Origin of the sequence: Salinivibrio sp. SS3, from assembly GCF_001722105.1 — a bacterium.
GTDB lineage: Bacteria > Pseudomonadota > Gammaproteobacteria > Enterobacterales > Vibrionaceae > Salinivibrio > Salinivibrio kushneri.
Genome location: NZ_MEBQ01000009.1, coordinates 1 through 16,307 on the forward strand (window position 1 = coordinate 1; position 16,307 = coordinate 16,307).

The 16,307-nt window shown below is 50.7% G+C and carries 15 protein-coding genes and 2 rRNA genes; 6 read left to right on the top strand and 11 right to left on the bottom strand.

Going from position 1 to position 16,307, the window contains the following annotated elements; genetic code table 11:
- From BGL48_RS04610 to BGL48_RS04625, 4 genes are all read left to right on the top strand, one after another.
- Window positions 1-76 (top strand): 23S ribosomal RNA (locus BGL48_RS04610); the annotation flags it as partial.
- A 114-nt stretch (window positions 77-190) separates the two neighbouring features.
- A 5S ribosomal RNA gene (gene rrf / locus BGL48_RS04615) occupies window positions 191-306 on the top strand.
- A 242-nt stretch (window positions 307-548) separates the two neighbouring features.
- Complete coding sequence (locus tag BGL48_RS04620) at window positions 549-929, top strand: thiol-disulfide oxidoreductase DCC family protein (protein ID WP_083238435.1); 381 nt, start codon at window positions 549-551, stop codon at window positions 927-929.
- Window positions 930-937: 8 nt separating this feature from the next.
- Window positions 938-1,579 (top strand): flavin reductase family protein, encoded by a 642-nt coding sequence (locus BGL48_RS04625; RefSeq protein ID WP_069361564.1) that lies wholly within the window; start codon window positions 938-940, stop codon window positions 1,577-1,579.
- On the opposite strand, the gene BGL48_RS04630 is transcribed toward BGL48_RS04625, so the two are convergent.
- Window positions 1,576-2,064: a GNAT family N-acetyltransferase gene (locus BGL48_RS04630; protein WP_069361565.1), complete on the bottom strand. Its 489-nt coding sequence runs from the start codon at window positions 2,062-2,064 to the stop codon at window positions 1,576-1,578. The genes BGL48_RS04625 and BGL48_RS04630 overlap by 4 nt on opposite strands.
- 88 nt (window positions 2,065-2,152) lie before the next feature.
- Window positions 2,153-3,175: an EF-P beta-lysylation protein EpmB gene (gene epmB / locus BGL48_RS04635; protein WP_069361566.1), complete on the bottom strand. Its 1,023-nt coding sequence runs from the start codon at window positions 3,173-3,175 to the stop codon at window positions 2,153-2,155.
- 33 nt (window positions 3,176-3,208) lie between these two features.
- On the opposite strand from epmB, the gene efp reads away from it, so the two are divergent.
- On the top strand, window positions 3,209-3,775 hold the full coding sequence (gene efp, locus BGL48_RS04640) for an elongation factor P (RefSeq protein ID WP_069361567.1): 567 nt from the start codon (window positions 3,209-3,211) through the stop codon (window positions 3,773-3,775).
- Between the two features lie 64 nt (window positions 3,776-3,839).
- Here the strand turns inward: efp and frdD are convergent, their stop codons facing one another.
- The 4 genes from frdD to frdA are packed head-to-tail and all read right to left on the bottom strand — an operon-like array spanning window position 3,840 to window position 7,148.
- Window positions 3,840-4,202, bottom strand: coding sequence for a fumarate reductase subunit FrdD (gene frdD / locus BGL48_RS04645; protein ID WP_069361568.1), 363 nt, complete (start codon window positions 4,200-4,202; stop codon window positions 3,840-3,842).
- A gap of 8 nt (window positions 4,203-4,210) precedes the next feature.
- Window positions 4,211-4,594 carry a fumarate reductase subunit FrdC gene (gene frdC, locus BGL48_RS04650; RefSeq protein WP_069361569.1) on the bottom strand — a complete coding sequence of 128 codons (384 nt, stop codon included), beginning with the start codon at window positions 4,592-4,594 and terminating at the stop codon, window positions 4,211-4,213.
- Window positions 4,591-5,346 carry a succinate dehydrogenase/fumarate reductase iron-sulfur subunit gene (locus tag BGL48_RS04655; protein WP_069361570.1) on the bottom strand — a complete coding sequence of 252 codons (756 nt, stop codon included), beginning with the start codon at window positions 5,344-5,346 and terminating at the stop codon, window positions 4,591-4,593. The genes frdC and BGL48_RS04655 overlap by 4 nt, the downstream gene beginning before the upstream one ends.
- On the bottom strand, window positions 5,343-7,148 hold the full coding sequence (gene frdA / locus BGL48_RS04660; RefSeq protein ID WP_069361746.1) for a fumarate reductase (quinol) flavoprotein subunit: 1,806 nt from the start codon (window positions 7,146-7,148) through the stop codon (window positions 5,343-5,345). The genes BGL48_RS04655 and frdA overlap by 4 nt, the downstream gene beginning before the upstream one ends.
- A 317-nt stretch (window positions 7,149-7,465) precedes the next feature.
- Between frdA and epmA the strand changes: the two genes are divergently transcribed.
- Entirely contained in the window at window positions 7,466-8,434 is a 969-nt protein-coding gene (gene epmA / locus BGL48_RS04665; RefSeq protein WP_069361571.1) for an elongation factor P--(R)-beta-lysine ligase, read from the top strand.
- A gap of 62 nt (window positions 8,435-8,496) precedes the next feature.
- Here epmA and BGL48_RS04670 read toward each other — a convergent pair whose 3' ends face one another.
- From BGL48_RS04670 to rsgA, 5 genes are all read right to left on the bottom strand, one after another.
- Window positions 8,497-10,374, bottom strand: coding sequence for a methyl-accepting chemotaxis protein (locus tag BGL48_RS04670; protein WP_069361572.1), 1,878 nt, complete (start codon window positions 10,372-10,374; stop codon window positions 8,497-8,499).
- A 181-nt stretch (window positions 10,375-10,555) separates the two neighbouring features.
- Window positions 10,556-12,442, bottom strand: coding sequence for a methyl-accepting chemotaxis protein (locus tag BGL48_RS04675; RefSeq protein ID WP_069361573.1), 1,887 nt, complete (start codon window positions 12,440-12,442; stop codon window positions 10,556-10,558).
- Window positions 12,443-12,682: 240 nt separating this feature from the next.
- Entirely contained in the window at window positions 12,683-14,089 is a 1,407-nt protein-coding gene (locus BGL48_RS04680; RefSeq protein WP_069361574.1) for an SLC13 family permease, read from the bottom strand.
- Window positions 14,090-14,288: 199 nt separating this feature from the next.
- Window positions 14,289-15,089, bottom strand: coding sequence for an archaetidylserine decarboxylase (gene asd / locus BGL48_RS04685; RefSeq protein WP_369801950.1), 801 nt, complete (start codon window positions 15,087-15,089; stop codon window positions 14,289-14,291).
- A gap of 155 nt (window positions 15,090-15,244) precedes the next feature.
- Window positions 15,245-16,297, bottom strand: a complete 1,053-nt coding sequence (gene rsgA, locus BGL48_RS04690) for a small ribosomal subunit biogenesis GTPase RsgA (protein WP_069361576.1) — start codon at window positions 16,295-16,297, stop codon at window positions 15,245-15,247.
- Window positions 16,298-16,307 lie beyond the last annotated feature (10 nt).

Sequence of the window (16,307 nt, forward strand, 5' to 3'; positions counted from 1 at the left end):
ACGTTGATAGGCAGGGTGTGTAAGCGCTGTGAGGCGTTGAGCTAACCTGTACTAATGGCCCGTGAGGCTTAACCATACAACACCCAAGAGGTTTTGGGTTGGACTTAAATAAAGCCAGTTGATTGTGGCGAGAACGAACAGCTTTCTAGATTCGTGTTTTGACTGAAAAGTGAAGACACACCAAATTTTGCTTGGCGACCATAGCGCTTTGGACCCACCTGACTCCATGCCGAACTCAGTAGTGAAACGAAGCAGCGCCGATGGTAGTGTGGGGTCTCCCCATGTGAGAGTAGGACATCGCCAGGCTTTGATAATCTAATTAGAGCTTAATGTTGGGCTTTAGTTAGCAAAAATTTAAACATCAAAGCAGATAGATGTAAGACTTTGATGAGAAAATACAGAGCCCTGACCTGACGGTCGGGGCTTTTTTGTGTCTGTTATTTTTGTACTGAGCGTTATGCTTTCCCTTCCTGCTAGCTTTTCTACCGTGCGTTTCTCTGATCTTCTTTTCCCTTCTGTGCGTAATCTTGCTATTAGGAGGAGTGATTATGGTGACTGTATTTTATGACAGCATGTGTCCTTTATGCGTGAAAGAAATGCGTAAACTGTCTCGCTGGGATATCCAGGGTGCGTTACAGCTGGTTGATATTCATCAAGCTGACTTCTCTGTTCGTTTTCCTGACATAGATCCCAGTGCCGCCAATCGCATTTTGCATGCGCAAGATAGCGGCGGGCAGATAGTGTATGGTTTAGATGCGACTTATGTAGCTTGGCGGGCTGTGAATAAAGGATATTGGGTGAAGTGGCTACGCTGGCCTGGTATTGCTTGGTTCGCTGATAAACTGTACCTGTTCTTTGCCCAACACCGTTATCGCATATCCGCGCTGTTAACGGGGCAAGCTCGCTGTCAACAATGCCAACTTAAGTAAGGATGGATATGGCTCTGAGTGTGTATGAGAGAGACGATATACTGGCGATGGAAAAGCGTTATCGCGCGGCGTTCGTGAACAGCCTGTCCGGCTTTAAATCGGCGAACCTGCTAGGCACCAGTGACTCAAATCGACAGACAAACTTGTGCATTGTGAGCTCTGCGTTTCATCTAGGGGCCAACCCAGCGTTAATGGGTGTGATTATCCGCCCTGATACCGTACCGCGTGATACCTTAGAAAACATTCGCGAAACTGGGATTTATACACTCAACCATGTTCAAAAGGAAATGGTTGTCGCGGCGCATCAAACGTCAGCACGCTACCCACACGGCGTGTCTGAATTTGAGCAAGTGGGGTTGACGCCCTTATGGCGGGAGCGCATTAATGCGCCTTATGTTCAAGAGGCTGCGATACGTCTTGGTCTCATTCTTCGTGAAGAGCACACTATGGCGATCAATGGCACCCACCTGTTGGTGGGTGAGATCATTGAGGCGCATGTTCCAGATAGCTGTATCAGCCATGATGGTTTTGTCGATATTGAGCAAGCAGGCTCCGTCGCTTTGAGTGGCTTAGACAGCTACCATACCACCGATTGTGTTGGTCGTCTGAGCTACGCTAAGCCCGATAGCATGCCTGAATGGCTTGGTTAGCGATTACGTGCCATATAATGGGCATCGACAAACTCGCCGTTACGGAACGCAAACTGTTTGGCGGTGCCTTCAATCTCAAAGCCAAATTTTTGATAGAGGCGAGTCGCAGCCGCGTTATCCGTATAAACGGTTAGCTCTATCCGTGATACGTTCAGCCAGTTTTCGGCTAAATCGATCGCTTTTTCCATTAGCGCGCTACCAATGCCGCGGCCTTGATAGGCATCGTGAACGCCCATACCAATGTCTGCCACGTGGCGACGGCGAGGATTTGTGGCAATGACTAAGCCTAGGTTGCCGACCACTTTACCTTCTAGCTCGGCAACCAATGGGTATACGCCATCTGGCACGTTATTAAGCCGCTTTTCCCACATGGCGAGGCTTGGCATCGGCAACTGCAAGGTACCCGCTTGGGCGTTAGGTTGCGCGTAGATTTCACGTATCGCAGGAATATCGTCGACGTGGTATTGACGAATAATCAGAGACATAACACATCCTTGTGGTGAGCTTTCCTCTCTAATAAGCCATGGAAGCAAAAATAAATCAACAGCGTATATTAATTAAGTTACTGATTATTCACTCTAAATGTAGATCAAGCGGGGTTTTACTGGCTCGCCCGCCAATTTCTCGGGTCAGTCGGGGGACCAAATAGCCTGAAAGCTGGCCGATAATCTCCTGCATTAATACGCGCGCTTCATCGTCCGAGACTAGAAAGTGGGCGGCGCCTTGGACTTTATCCAATACATGCAGATAGTAAGGTAAAACGCCGGCCTCAAACAGTCGTTGACTCAGAGCCATCAAAGCGTCAGCGCTATCATTCACCCCTTTAAGGAGCACGCTTTGGTTAAGCAGCGTGATCCCCGCTTGTCGCAATGCGTGGAGTTTGTCGCTTAATTCGTCATCGATCTCATTGGCATGGTTGATGTGGGTGACCATCACCACTCGTAAACGCGAGCGCGATAAGCGCTCGGTCAGCGCTGAGGTGATGCGCGCAGGGATCACTACGGGCAAGCGAGAGTGAATACGCAGCCGTTTAACATGCGTTATTTGCTCGATAGCACTGATGAGCCAATCGAGCTCCTCGTCTTTTGCCATCAGCGGATCACCACCAGATAAAATCACTTCGTCTATCTCTGCATGAGCGGCGATATAATCCAGCGCCCCTTGCCACACGCGTTTGCTGCCTTTGTTATCTTGATAAGGGAAATGGCGGCGGAAGCAATAACGGCAATTTATCGCACAGCCTCCCTTAACGATCAGCAACACACGGTTGTGGTACTTGTGTAACAAGCCAGGAATCGCATTATCTTGCTCTTCCAGTGGGTCAGCGCTGAACCCGTCAACCTCAGTAAACTCGTCTGCCACTGGAAGCACTTGCTTAAGCAGCGGGTCATTAGGGTTGCCCTTTTCCATTCGGGCAACAAAACTACGTGGGACGCGCTGTGTAAACAAACGGCGCGCGGCAAAGCCGGCCTCCCACCCCTTTGGTGAAATTTCAAGCGTTTGCAGCAGTTCATTGGGATCTGTGATCGCCTCTGCGAGTTCTTTGATCCAGTTTCGCTCAACAGCAGGTTGGATTCGGGTTATGATGTGCGACATTTGTGAAAACTCGAAGATGTTAAGAGGATCAAGATGGCGTCTTTCAGCACTAATGAATTCCGCGGCGGTTTGAAAATTATGCTCGATAACGAGCCGTGTGTCATTACCGAAAATGAATTCGTAAAGCCAGGCAAAGGTCAGGCGTTTAACCGTGTCAAAATCCGTAAGTTGATCTCCGGTAAAGTACTAGAGAAAACATTTAAATCGGGTGACAGCGTTGAAGCGGCCGACGTGATTGAAGTCGAGATGGATTACCTGTACACAGACGGTGAATTCTATCACTTCATGAACAATGAAACCTTTGAGCAAATTGCGTCTAATGAGAGCGCAGTGGGTGATAACGTCAAGTGGCTAGTCGAGAACAACACTTGTACGCTTACGCTTTGGAATGGTGACCCTATCGTGGTTACCCCACCTAACTTTGTTGAACTCGAAGTGACGGAAACTGATCCTGGTTTGAAAGGTGATACGCAAGGCACGGGTGGTAAGCCAGCGACATTGAGCACAGGCGCTGTGGTTCGCGTGCCTTTGTTTATTCAAATCGGCGAAGTGATTAAAGTCGATACCCGTACGGGTGAGTACGTTGGACGGGTTAAGTAACCTTTGCAAAAAAGCCCTGCGCTTCTTCAGCCAGGGCTTTTTTTATGCCTCGTTTTTACTGGGATTAAACAATCAACACCAACAGCACGGCGGCAATGCTGACGGCAAAAGCGATGGCATAGCACACCACTTTGCCTGCTAACCCCACATGCAGCTTCAAATCATGCAGCCCGTGATGAATGCGGTGCATGGCGTGCCACATTGGTAGCGCCAGCGTGGCGAGGATCAGCAGTTTGCCCAGCCAGTGATCAGCAAACATCATCACGCGGTCATAGCTCAATGCGGATGGGTCAATAACGCCAAGTGGGATGAGCACCCCTAGAATCAAGACAGTCACCGGGGTAAACATCGCGAACCAGGTCCCCCCGGCGCCAAATAAACTCCACCAAATGGGCTCATCAGAACGTTTGGGTTTGGGATCGATCATAACACCTCCTAAATGAGCACCAGAGCAATCAGTGATATCACCGCCACCGCGGCCCATTGCGCACCAATCACCCATTTACCGTCGAGTAGTTTGCCTTTAATGCGAATCGGCATCACTTGCGGCATCATGCTGAAAAATGTGGTGGCATGAAACAGGCTGGCGACCAAGGCAACCAGGTTCAAGATAATCACAACCGGGTGGGCCATGTAATCCAGCCAGCTTTGCCATGCTTGCGGTCCCTGAACCAAGCAGATTAACCCAGCGGTGAGACTAAGCGTGAAGAAGACCAAAGGCAGTACTGTCGCTTCTCGCACCATATAAAAGCGGTAGAACGGATGGTCGAGCCACCAAGTACGCGGCATGGAGCGTGTATAGGGTTTGCGATTACTCATCCTCTTACCTCCTGCCCATCTTTATTAGGATTAAACATGGCAATCACCATATCTTGGGTGGAAGCCACCTTGCCTTGGTTGACTGCACCTGCAGGATCAACACTCTTCGGACACACTTTTGAGCAGTAGCCGACGAAAGTGCACCCCCACGCGCCGTTATCACTATTAATCAATGGCATGCGTTGGGCTTTCCCCTTGTCACGGCTGTCAAGATTATAGCGGTGTGCCAGCGCGATCGCGGCAGGACCAAGAAAGTCGGGATTGAGACCAAACTGAGGACAAGCGGCGTAGCATAAGCCGCAATTGATACAAGCGGCAAACTGTTTGTAGCGTGCCATTTGTTCAGGCGTTTGCGTATTGGGCCCGTCTTCAGGGCGGCGATCATTGCCCAAAATATAAGGTTTGATCGCTTCAAGACGCTCAATAAAGGGCGTCATATCGACAACGAGATCTTTTTCGATGGCAAAATTAGCCAAAGGCTCAATCACCACCCCTTTGGCGTAATCACGTAAAAACGCTTTGCAAGCGAGCTTGGGCACGCCATTGACCATCATCCCGCATGAGCCACAAATGGCCATGCGACACGACCAGCGATAAGAGAGCGACTTATCGAGGTTGTCTTTGATATACCCCAGCGCATCCAAGACCGACATGGTTTCATCGCCGGGTACAACGAAAGATTGCGAGTAAGGCGCATCATCCGTTGCCGGATCGTATCTGAGCACTGAGACCTGGTAGGTAGTTTGCGTCATGATGCGGGCTCCTCTTGTTGATCCACATTGCCACCATTGGCGTGTTCCGCCGCATCGCCATATAGGCGCGCTTGTGGTTGTGATTTGGTGATTTTGACATCGCCATAGTCAATGCGAGGACCGCTCTCGGGTTGATAGAACGCCAAGGTGTGTTTGAGGTAGTTATCATCATCACGCTCGGTGCAGCCTTCATCTAGCCGTTGGTGAGCGCCACGAGACTCCTTACGCTGGATGGCAGAATGTGCCATGGCTTCTGCGACTTCCAAGCCATAGCCGACCTCAATGGCGTAGAGCAGATCGGTATTGAACACACTGCCTTGGTCTTGGATGGCAACATCTTGATAGCGTGCTTTGAGTTCAGCAATTTTATCAATGGTCGCTTGCATTAGATCGTGGCGACGATAAATACCGCAGCCGGCTTCCATTGTCTCGCCCAGCTCTTTGCGAATATCCGCCCAGTTTTCTTCGCCTTGATGGCTCAAGAGCTTATCAATGCGCGCTTTGACGTTCTGAATCTGGGCATCAATAGCCGCTTGATTCCAACCTGTGAAGGCCGCTGCCCGTTTTGCGGCGCCTTCACCCGCTAAACGACCAAATACCGCTAATTCAGCGAGCGAGTTTGAGCCGAGTCGATTAGCGCCGTGCAAACCGACGGAGGAGCACTCACCAACCGCAAATAAGCCGTTAACGCGCGTTTCGGTTTGGGCATCCGTTTCAATGCCACCCATGGTGTAGTGCACGGTAGGACGAATTGGGATCGGCTCTTTGGCAGGGTCAACATTGACATAGGCTTTGGCGAGCTCACAAATAAACGGTAGTCGTTCTTGAATGTAATCTTCGCCGAGGTGACGCAAATCAAGATGCACAACGTCACCGAGCGTGTGCTTGATGGTATTGCCTTTTTGTTGCTCATGCCAAAAGGCTTGCGAGACTTTATCGCGTGGGCCGAGCTCCATGTATTTGTTTTTTGGCTGCCCGACCGGTGTTTCTGGCCCGAGACCATAATCTTGCAGGTAACGATAGCCGTCTTTGTTGACAATAATACCACCTTCGCCACGGCAGCCTTCTGTCATTAAAATTCCCGTACCAGGCAATCCAGTGGGATGATATTGGACAAATTCCATATCACGCAGCGGGATGCCGTGGCGATAAGCCATGGCCATGCCATCACCGGTGACAATGCCACCATTGGTATTACAGCTATAAACGCGTCCCGCGCCGCCAGTGGCTAGCACCACTGATTTGGCTTTAATACAGACCAGCTCGCCTTCCGCCATATGGAGGGCAATCAAACCTTGTACTTGGCCGTCATCGACAATCAAATCAATCACAAAGTATTCATCGAGACGCTGGATTTGCGGGTATTTGGTCGAGGTTTGAAACAGGGTGTGGAGCATATGGAAACCGGTTTTATCGGCAGCAAACCAGGTGCGCTCCACTTTCATGCCACCAAAGCGGCGGACATTGATACTGCCATCGTCTTTTCGGCTCCAAGGGCAGCCCCATTGCTCGAGTTGTACCATTTCGTGGGCACAATGTTTAACAAAGTAATCGACGACATCTTGTTCACATAACCAGTCGCCGCCGCTGACGGTATCATTGAAGTGGTTGTCTAGGCTGTCTTCATCCTTGATGACGGCAGCCGAGCCACCCTCTGCGGCCACAGTGTGGGAGCGCATCGGGTAGACCTTAGATACCAGCGCAATATTAAGCGAGGGATCGGCCTCAGCGGCCGCAATAGCAGTGCGCAGCCCAGCGCCACCGGCGCCAATCACTGCAATATCTGTGGTAAGGATCTGCACGTTCATCCTCCAGTGTAGGGAAAGCCAGTGCTTGGCTTGTTTATTGTTCTGCTGTCATGGTAGGCAATCTGTGCAAAGCAAAAATTGACTCAGTCGGGGAATTGTCGCGATTTTGCGGGCATGGGTGTTAAATTGCATAAAAGTGTGAGGTGGGTCGTTAAGTGTCGGCCTCTCTTGTAAAAAGGGAAAATGCTGACAAAGAAAATGCGGCATGTGACACATGTGCGTCGTGCGACACCGGTTGTGAGTACTTGTCATTCCAGACGGCAGCGATAGACTGGCGTCACCAGAAAGCGCAAGAGTAACGAATGAGTGAGATGAATCAGTGGCAGCCAACGGCAAGCGTGTCACAATTAAAAAAACGCGCTGCTATCATAGCCCGTATCCGTCAATTTTTTGCTGAACGTGAGGTATGGGAAGTGGATACCCCGGCACTGAGTCAAGCAGCGGTGACCGATGTGCATCTTCATAGTTTCAAAACGTCTTTGGTTGGGCCGGGTTTTGCTGACGGCGTCGCCTTGCACCTCATGACCAGTCCAGAGTTCCATATGAAGCGGCTATTGGCCGCTGGAAGTGGGGCTATTTATCAGATCAGTAAAGCGTTTCGAAATGAAGAAGCCGGGCGCTACCACAACCCTGAGTTTACGATGTTGGAGTGGTATCAACCTGGTTATACCCACCATGACCTAATGGATGAAATGGATGCCTTGTTGCAAGCGGTACTCAGGTGCCAAGGTGCGACACGGATGAGCTATCAAACGGCATTTGCATCCTTCACCGAACTGTGCCCGTTAACCGCGGATATTATTCAGCTGCGTGCACTTGCCGCGACCCAAGGGCTTGCCGATATCACTGAAGATGAAACGGACAAAGACACCTTGCTGCAGCTGCTTTTCTCCGTGATGGTCGAGCCGAATATTGGCCAGCAGGCGCCCGCCTTTATTTATGACTTTCCTGCATCGCAAGCCGCGCTGGCAAAAATCAGCGAAGCAGACACGCGTGTTGCGCATCGGTTTGAGGTGTATTACCAAGGCATTGAACTGGCTAATGGCTTTTATGAGTTGCAAGACGCCAACGAGCAACGACAGCGGTTTGAGGCGGATAATATCGCACGAGTCGCGCGCGGTTTATCGCCACAGCCTATCGATGAGCACTTACTGTCCGCGCTGGAAAGTGGTTTACCTGATTGCGCTGGGGTAGCATTGGGCGTCGACCGTTTAGTGATGTTGGCACTCGGTTGCCACCACATTGATGCGGTCACCGCTTTTCCGGTATCACGTGCGTAGAAGCGGGAAAAACAACGCCGCCCGAAGGCGGCGTTCGTCGTTAGGGGCGTGACGACAAGACGTTAGACTTTAAACTTGGATAAGTCTTGATGCATGTCCCGCGCGGCTTGTGCCATGCTTTCACCTTGATCGCCGGTAGCACTGGCTTGCTGGTGGATCTCATAGGAGAGATCTTTTACCGCTTGGGTATTGCGGTTGATGTCGTCGGTCACCGCGCGCTGCTCTTCTGCGGCGCTGGCAATTTGAATCGCCATTTCCGAGATAGTACCAATCGCGCTGGTGATTTGATTGAGGCGCTCACTGGCCGCTTCGGCGCGCTCCACACTTGATGTCGCCATTTCGTTACTTTGGGTCATATCATCGACCGCGCGTTGCGTGGTGTGCTGCAGTGTCTCAATCATATTGCGAATCTCTTCGGTGGAGCTATGCGTCCGTTGACTTAATACTCGCACTTCATCGGCAACCACCGCAAAGCCGCGCCCTTGCTCACCAGCCCGGGCCGCCTCAATCGCCGCGTTAAGGGCAAGCAAGTTGGTTTGTTCGGCCACTCCTTGAATGGTCGCGATGATTTGGTTAATGCTTTGTGCATTTTCATCCAGCTCACGGATCACATTGGTGGCACGCTCCACTTGCTCGGCGAGTTGAGTAATGGCGTTGCGGTTATCACCGACCACACTTAACCCCTCTTGGCAAGATTGCTCGGCTTGTTGTGCGGATGAGGCTGTATCTTCAGCATGGCTTGCTACTTCGTTGGCTGTGGTTGACATTTCGTGGATAGCCGTCGCTATTTGGTCAACATCATTTTGCTGTTTATCAACCAACTGGCTGGATTGCAGGGCGTGGGTTCGGCATTCTTCTGCACTTTCTGACAATGTCATGCTCTGACTAACCGCTTTACCTACCATTTGCTGGAGCTGGGCAAGGAAGGCATTGACGTACCCAGCCAATTCGCCAATTTCATCTTGGCGGGCGATGTTGATCCTTTGCGTGAGATCGCCTTCACCGGCAGAGAGGGTACGCACAGCGCCTGTCAGCTCGCCTAATGGCTTAAGTAGTTGTTTGATTAACGCGCCGGCGACAAAGGCAATCACGATAAACAAGATCACGGAGGCAATCACCACAAAGGTAATTTGCTCTGATACCGAGGCATAGGCTTGCGCCTTATCTTCGACGATACCCAAGGTCCAATCGGTATTCGGGACCTCGATAGCGGCGATGAGCTTTTCTTTGCCATTGAGTTGAAAGGTGGTGAGCTGACGTTGTGCGCTCGCGCTAGCCATAAATGTGGGTGTGAGCTCTTCATCCAGCTCAGTGAGGGGTTGGCGACTGAGATCGGTATCGCGATAGGCCACTAAGCGGTTGTCACCATCGACGAGAAAGGCAAAGCCATTACTGAGTTTTAAATTTAACACTTGCTCGACAATATCGGTGACGGTGACATCGGCAGCCAGTACCCCTTGATATTGACCATTGAAGGCCTTGGCAAGACTGACCACCAAACTGCCATCGAAATCTTGATAGGGCTCGGTAATGATTAAGCCATTCGCGTTACTGGCGCTTTGATACCAAGGGCGAGTGCGCGGGTCATAGTCGGCGGGCCAATCTTCGCTTTTATCACCGTAGGCGATGCGGCCATCTTCAAAGCCGGCATACACGGAGAGGAAATGCCCCGCTCGCTTGGTCACCAAAAGCTCGCGATCGACATTGGCCTGATTGGCGATCAGTGATTCGTTTGCTAATAGCATATCGGCACGCGTACTCAGCCAGCTGTCGATAAACTGAACAGTGGCATCCCCGACATCATGCATTTGTTTGGTAATACTGCTGGTCGTCTCGCTTTGGAGTTGACGCACAGAAATGCTGGCAAGCACTGCACTGACCAGAGCCACAATAAAGGCAATGACCACAATGATTTTCAGCTTAATTGTCGGCTTGGGCATAGACACATTTCCATCTCGTTGAAAAGTGTCACAAGTGTATACGCAACGTTTGCACTATAGTTGGATCGATCAGACAAAATGTGGTCATAAAAGCGGCGAAGAGAGAGAAGAAGGATGAATTTGTGATCTTTCTGCCAGTGACAGTCTGCCTACCTCGGCAGGCAGACTGCGGTGGCTCAAGTTATACTTTGAACTTGGAGAGGTCGTTGTGCATTTCTTGCGCGTCTTGCGCCATTTGCTCACCTTGCTCGCCCGTTTCATTGGATTTTTGGTGGATCTCTAACGAGAGGTCACGCACCGCTTGGGTATTACGGTTGATATCTTCGGTCACTGCACGCTGCTCTTCAGCCGCGCTGGCAATTTGTGCAGCCATCTCCGAAATATCGCCAATGGCACGGGTAATTTCGTTGAGTTTCTCGCTCGCAGAGGCGGCGCGCTCGACGCTCGAGGTCGCCATATCATTACTTTGGGTCATGCCATCCACCGCGCGTTGAGTGGTGTTTTGTAGCGTTTCAATCATGTTACGGATCTCTTCCGTGGAGTCATGAGTGCGCTGGCTCAACACACGCACTTCATCGGCGACCACAGCAAAGCCACGCCCTTGTTCACCGGCACGAGCTGCCTCAATGGCGGCGTTAAGCGCGAGTAGGTTGGTTTGTTCGGCAATATCCTGAATAGTGGAGATAATTTGGTTGATGCTTTGTGAGTTGGTATCCAATTCACGGATCACATCCGTCGCTTGCTCGACTTGCTCTGCCAGTTGGGTAATAGCATCACGGTTGTTCTCCACCACTTCTAGGCCGTCACGGCATGAGCCCTCTGCCTCTTGGGCTGAGCGAGCGGTTTGTTCGGCGTTACTGGCCACTTCGTTGGCCGTGGTCGACATCTCATGGATGGCGGTAGCAATTTGATCCACATCGCCTTGCTGCTGACCCACCAAGCTACTGGATTGGTGGGCGAGGTTGCGGCATTGGTCGGCTCTGTCAGACAAGGTCACACTCTGGGTGACGCTGCGGCCTATCATCGCTTGTAACTGTTCCAGGAACGCATTGACGTGCCCGGCTAACTCACCGATTTCATCTTTACGGACAATATCAAGGCGCTGAGTCAGATCCCCACTGCCTTTTGACAGTGAGCTTACTGCATGGGTGAGTTGGGTTAGCGGTGCCAACATCCGGTGAATAAGGGCACCGGCAATCAATGCAATGATCACAAAGAGAATCACTGACGTCACCAAGGTGGAAACAATCTGCTCTGAGACAGACGCAAACGCCAACTTTTTGTCTTGCACCACGCCAAGGCTCCAGTCAGCGCCTTCAACGGGCGTCACGGCGAGCAGTTTTTCTCTGTCATCACCGTCAAAGGTAATGGTCGCGAGTGCATCACTGTTACGTGCCTGTTGGATAAAAGCGGGGGTGAGCTCATCGTCAACCTCGGTGAGCGCTTTGGTACTGAGCGCGGTATCCCGATAAGCGACGACGTTGTTGTGACTATCAACCAAAAAAGCAAAGCCTTGATTGGGCAACCGCACATTGAGCACTTCTTGCACAATGGCGTCAACGGAAAGATCGGCCGCGATGACGCCTTCATAGCGTTGATTGAACGATTTAGCAAAACTGATCACCATGCCGGCACCATTAGCATCGACATAAGGCGGGGTGATGATTAGTTCATTGGCGGCGTTGGCTTGTTTGTACCAAGGCCGAGTCCGTGGATCGTAATTGGCCGGCCAGCTCTCCGTTTTGTCACCATAAGCAACAGAGCCATCGGCAAAGCCGGCGTAAACGGTGAGAAAGTCACCTTGGCGTTTGGTTAATAAGAGTTCTCGATCAACATTGGGTTGTGTCGCAATCAGTGGCACATTGGCAACCAGCATGTCGCTGCGAATATCTAGCCACTCCTCGATAAAGTTGCTGGTGGAAAGACCGACATCGCGCATTTGTTCAGTGACGTTTTGTTGCGTCTCTTCTTCCAATTGATTAACAGAAAACCATGCCTGTACGGCACTGACTAAGGCAACGACCAAAGCAACAGCAAGCAATATTTTGGTCTTGATGGTGAATTTCATTAAAGATCCCTCGTACTACCACGTATTGATGATACTTTCTTATTGAGTATCTGCTTAATTGTAGAAAGCTTGAGTCAATGAGGGATAAAGAATTTTGCAAAAAGTGGGTTTATCCTCAACGCTCAGCTGGCTTTCTTACTCACATCATCAGTGTTATCCCATTTTTACTCGATGAAAAATATCCACTTACACAGAATGAGGCGAATTTATCGCTTTTATTTCTCAATTGTTAAACGCATGTCACGTAAGTAAGACAACCGCGCTGTAAACTAGGGCTAAGCCGCTTATGCCTAAGATCAGACCGACTTTGACCAAATCTTGACTGCTGATAAAGCCAGTTGAATACGCCAAGGAGTTGGGTGGCGTCGAAACTGGCAGTATCATCCCCAAGGAGGCCGAGAAGGCGACGACAATTAATAGGCCTTGCATACCGCCAATGCTTGCCAGTGCGGGCATGGAGGAAGCAATGGCTGCGGCTATCGGCATTAAGAGGTTAGCGGTCGCTGTATTAGACATAAAGTTTGCCATCAGCCAGCAGATAATCGATAAGGTAACCAGTACTGTCATTGCGGTAAGCAGGCTGTAGTCGACCGCATGGGCGAGCGCCGCGGCGAGACCGGTTTGGTCGAGCGCGATCCCCATCGCAATCCCGCCGGCAACCAGCCACAATACATCCCAGTTGATTTGTTTAAGTTCTGGCTTACCAATAATGCCGGTGAGGGTAAAAATCGCCAGTGGAATTACCGCCACCACATAAGTGTTCATGCCATGCAAACTGGTGGTGAGCCACAGCACGATCGTGAGGGCGAAGGTGATATAGACAGTATACGCCTGCCAACTTTGTAAAAAGCGTCCCTCTAAAGCGAGATTCACGCGGGTATGTTGACTCTGAAAGAGCCGTTGTAATAGCCACCAGGCGAAGGTGAGTTGAACAATGACAAAAGGCAGCCCCATTTGCATCCAGCCCAGAAAAGAGACTTTATATTCCCCGGTTAGATACTGTAACGCAATGGCGTTAGGCGGTGTGCCGATAGGGGTGGCAATACCACCGGTATTCGCCGCCACGGGAATACACAGCACGAGTGCCTTGACCAAAGGATCCCCTTTGGGTAACACCGCGATAATGGGTGTTAATAGGGCCAGCATCATCACCGTGGTGGCTGTATTGGACATAAACATCGAAAATACCGCGGTAATCAGCATCAGGCCAAGCATGATAAATTTAGGGTGTTGCCCAAATGGCCTTAACAGCACACGTGCCAAATTAATGTCGAGTTCATATTTTGACGCGGCAATAGCCAGTGAAAACCCGCCCATAAACAGAATAATGATAGGGGATGAAAAGGCGCTGAGAATGTCGGTATAAGGAATTAAGTCTCCGCGGGGGTGATGCTGTGTGATACCGCGAAACCAGTGTAAGCCTTTATCAGATATCATCACTAGTTGTAGTGTGATTATCAATAAAGACGTCGAAAAAACAGGCACAGGCTCAAGAACCCACAGCAAGGCCGCCATCAGAAAGATCGCCAATAAACGGTGCTGAATGATAGTGAGGTTAGCAATGGGTAACCAATCGGTAGGGGCTAACAGTAATAACAGCGGTAAACCGAGGGCGACCAGCAATTTGATAAGACGAGCATTGACCACAGATACGCTCCTTCGTCATGGGTGGGCGAGCGCGTTCCGCCTGAGACGCGAAGACTCGCGTGCGCCTTGTTATCAGAAATAGAATATCTTTATGATACGGTGCTTTATCTTGAATTAACGGGAAAAATATCCGAATTTCGACACAAAAAAGGGGCATAAATGCCCCATATTTCACATTTTTCTAGATTTTTAGCGGGAGCTAGTGCTGGCAATGTGCGTAAGCTTGCCCTAATTGTGTCGGCTCACCGGGTAAGACGGCATCATCAAAGCGTACCGCCCCTTTGGGGAAGAGGTTAATCACGGTAGAGCCCAGTTTGAATCGGCCCATTTCCTCTCCTTGAGCAAAGTGCATCGCCTGCTCACCGTCGGTTGGATATTGCCAACGACGAATACTGCCACCGGTTGGCGGGGTCACCGTCCCGGCCCAGGTGGTTTCGATACTGCCAACAATGGTGGCGCCGACCAATATTTGCGCCATGGGGCCAAATGCAGTATCAAAGACGCACACCACGCGCTCATTCCGCGCAAAGAGGTTTGGTACGTTTTCTGCCGTCAGTGGATTCACTGAAAACAAATCGCCAGGAATATAGATCATCTCTCGTAATACGCCGTCACACGGCATGTGGACGCGGTGATAATCGCGGGGAGAGAGGTATAAGGTGGCGAACTCTCCCTGATCAAACTTTGCTGCTAAGCTGTCATCGCCACCGATAAGTTCAGTCAGTGAGAAGCTATGGCCTTTCGCTTGAATCAAACGACCCTGTTCAATCGCGCCTGCTTGGCTGACACAGGCGTCAGCCGGAAAGATCAGTGTTGTCTCGTCGCCATCGATTGGGCGTAGTGCGGGCTTTAGCTCGCGGACGAAAAAGTCGTTGAAGGTGCGATAGTAACTCGGATCGCTGACTTTCGCTTCGCTCATATCCACATGATATTGCTTGATAAACCACTTGATGACTGCAGTGGTTAACCAGCCACCTTTTAAGCTCGCAAGCTTGCCCATTAATCGGGTTAACGCGTGTTTCGGCGTAAGGTATTGTAGGCCGACTTTCAAATCGTCTCGCACAGTGTAGTCCTAACCATTTATTGGGTTGATGATGCCAGTGACGCGCTTATACGGGCGCGCCGTGTCGCGGATCTGAGTGAAGTGACAGTCGCTCAGTGTTGCTTATTACGAGAGAACTGACGGTTGTCTTTGGCTTCTTTCATGCTTTCAATGATGCGGTGGTAGCTATCAAAACGTTCGACACTAATGTGTCCGTCTTCGACCGCTTGTCGCAGTAGACACCCCGGATCATCGCCATGTTTGCAATCGCGGAACTTACAGCCACCTAAATAATCACGAAATTCGACAAAGCCATGAGCAATTTGTTCCGGCTCTAAATGCCACAAGCCAAACTCACGGACGCCGGGGGAGTCAATCAGATCGCCGCCTTGATCAAAATGATACAAGCGTGCGGCGGTGGTGGTGTGTTGACCAAGCCCTGAATTTTCTGACACCTGATGCGTATGTGCGTGCACATCAGGGAGTAGGGTATTGACCAAACTGGACTTCCCGACGCCGGATTGCCCAACAAAAACACTCACATGCTGGTCTAGGTGTGTCATCAACGCTGACATGCCTTCGCCCGAGTCCGCACTAACCATCACGAGGGGATAACCAATATCTCGATAAATATCGAGCAGATCATCGACCATCTCATGGCCTTCTTCATCCAACAAATCGACCTTGTTAATCACAATCAGGGGGGCGATATCCAGTGCTTCACAGGCAATCAGATAACGATCGATAATGTTGGTCGACAGCTCAGGTAAAATAGCGGCCACGATCACCACTTGATCAATGTTTGCGGCTACTGGCTTGACCCCATCGTAATAGTCGGGACGAGTGAGCACGGAGTCACGCTCATGCACCGCTTCCACAACGCCGGCAAAGCCATCGAGCGCTTCTTTTCCGGGTCGCCATACCACACGATCGCCAGTGACCAAACTATGGACAGTGCGGCGAATATTGCATCTATGTATCTTACCTGTGTCGGGATCTTCAATATCGGCATGCTGGCCAAACCGCGTGATAACCCGCCCTTCCCGTGCGGATTCTAGCGCGGCATCGTCCCATTGCCGATCGGTATCTTTGTCTTTGATCCGGCGTTGTTGGTTGGATCTTACCCGTCGCAGTTGACCCTTCGTCAGTTTTTTCTTTTTTGCCACGTTGACTCTT

Coding starts and splice junctions, on each gene's coding strand:
- BGL48_RS04620 (WP_083238435.1), top strand. CDS start 549: ATGGTGACTGTATTTTATGACAGCATGTGTCCTTTATGCGTGAAAGAA.
- BGL48_RS04625 (WP_069361564.1), top strand. CDS start 938: ATGGCTCTGAGTGTGTATGAGAGAGACGATATACTGGCGATGGAAAAG.
- BGL48_RS04630 (WP_069361565.1), bottom strand. CDS start 2,064: ATGTCTCTGATTATTCGTCAATACCACGTCGACGATATTCCTGCGATA.
- epmB (WP_069361566.1), bottom strand. CDS start 3,175: ATGTCGCACATCATAACCCGAATCCAACCTGCTGTTGAGCGAAACTGG.
- efp (WP_069361567.1), top strand. CDS start 3,209: ATGGCGTCTTTCAGCACTAATGAATTCCGCGGCGGTTTGAAAATTATG.
- frdD (WP_069361568.1), bottom strand. CDS start 4,202: ATGATCGATCCCAAACCCAAACGTTCTGATGAGCCCATTTGGTGGAGT.
- frdC (WP_069361569.1), bottom strand. CDS start 4,594: ATGAGTAATCGCAAACCCTATACACGCTCCATGCCGCGTACTTGGTGG.
- BGL48_RS04655 (WP_069361570.1), bottom strand. CDS start 5,346: ATGACGCAAACTACCTACCAGGTCTCAGTGCTCAGATACGATCCGGCA.
- epmA (WP_069361571.1), top strand. CDS start 7,466: ATGAATCAGTGGCAGCCAACGGCAAGCGTGTCACAATTAAAAAAACGC.
- BGL48_RS04670 (WP_069361572.1), bottom strand. CDS start 10,374: ATGCCCAAGCCGACAATTAAGCTGAAAATCATTGTGGTCATTGCCTTT.
- BGL48_RS04675 (WP_069361573.1), bottom strand. CDS start 12,442: ATGAAATTCACCATCAAGACCAAAATATTGCTTGCTGTTGCTTTGGTC.
- asd (WP_369801950.1), bottom strand. CDS start 15,089: ATGGGCAAGCTTGCGAGCTTAAAAGGTGGCTGGTTAACCACTGCAGTC.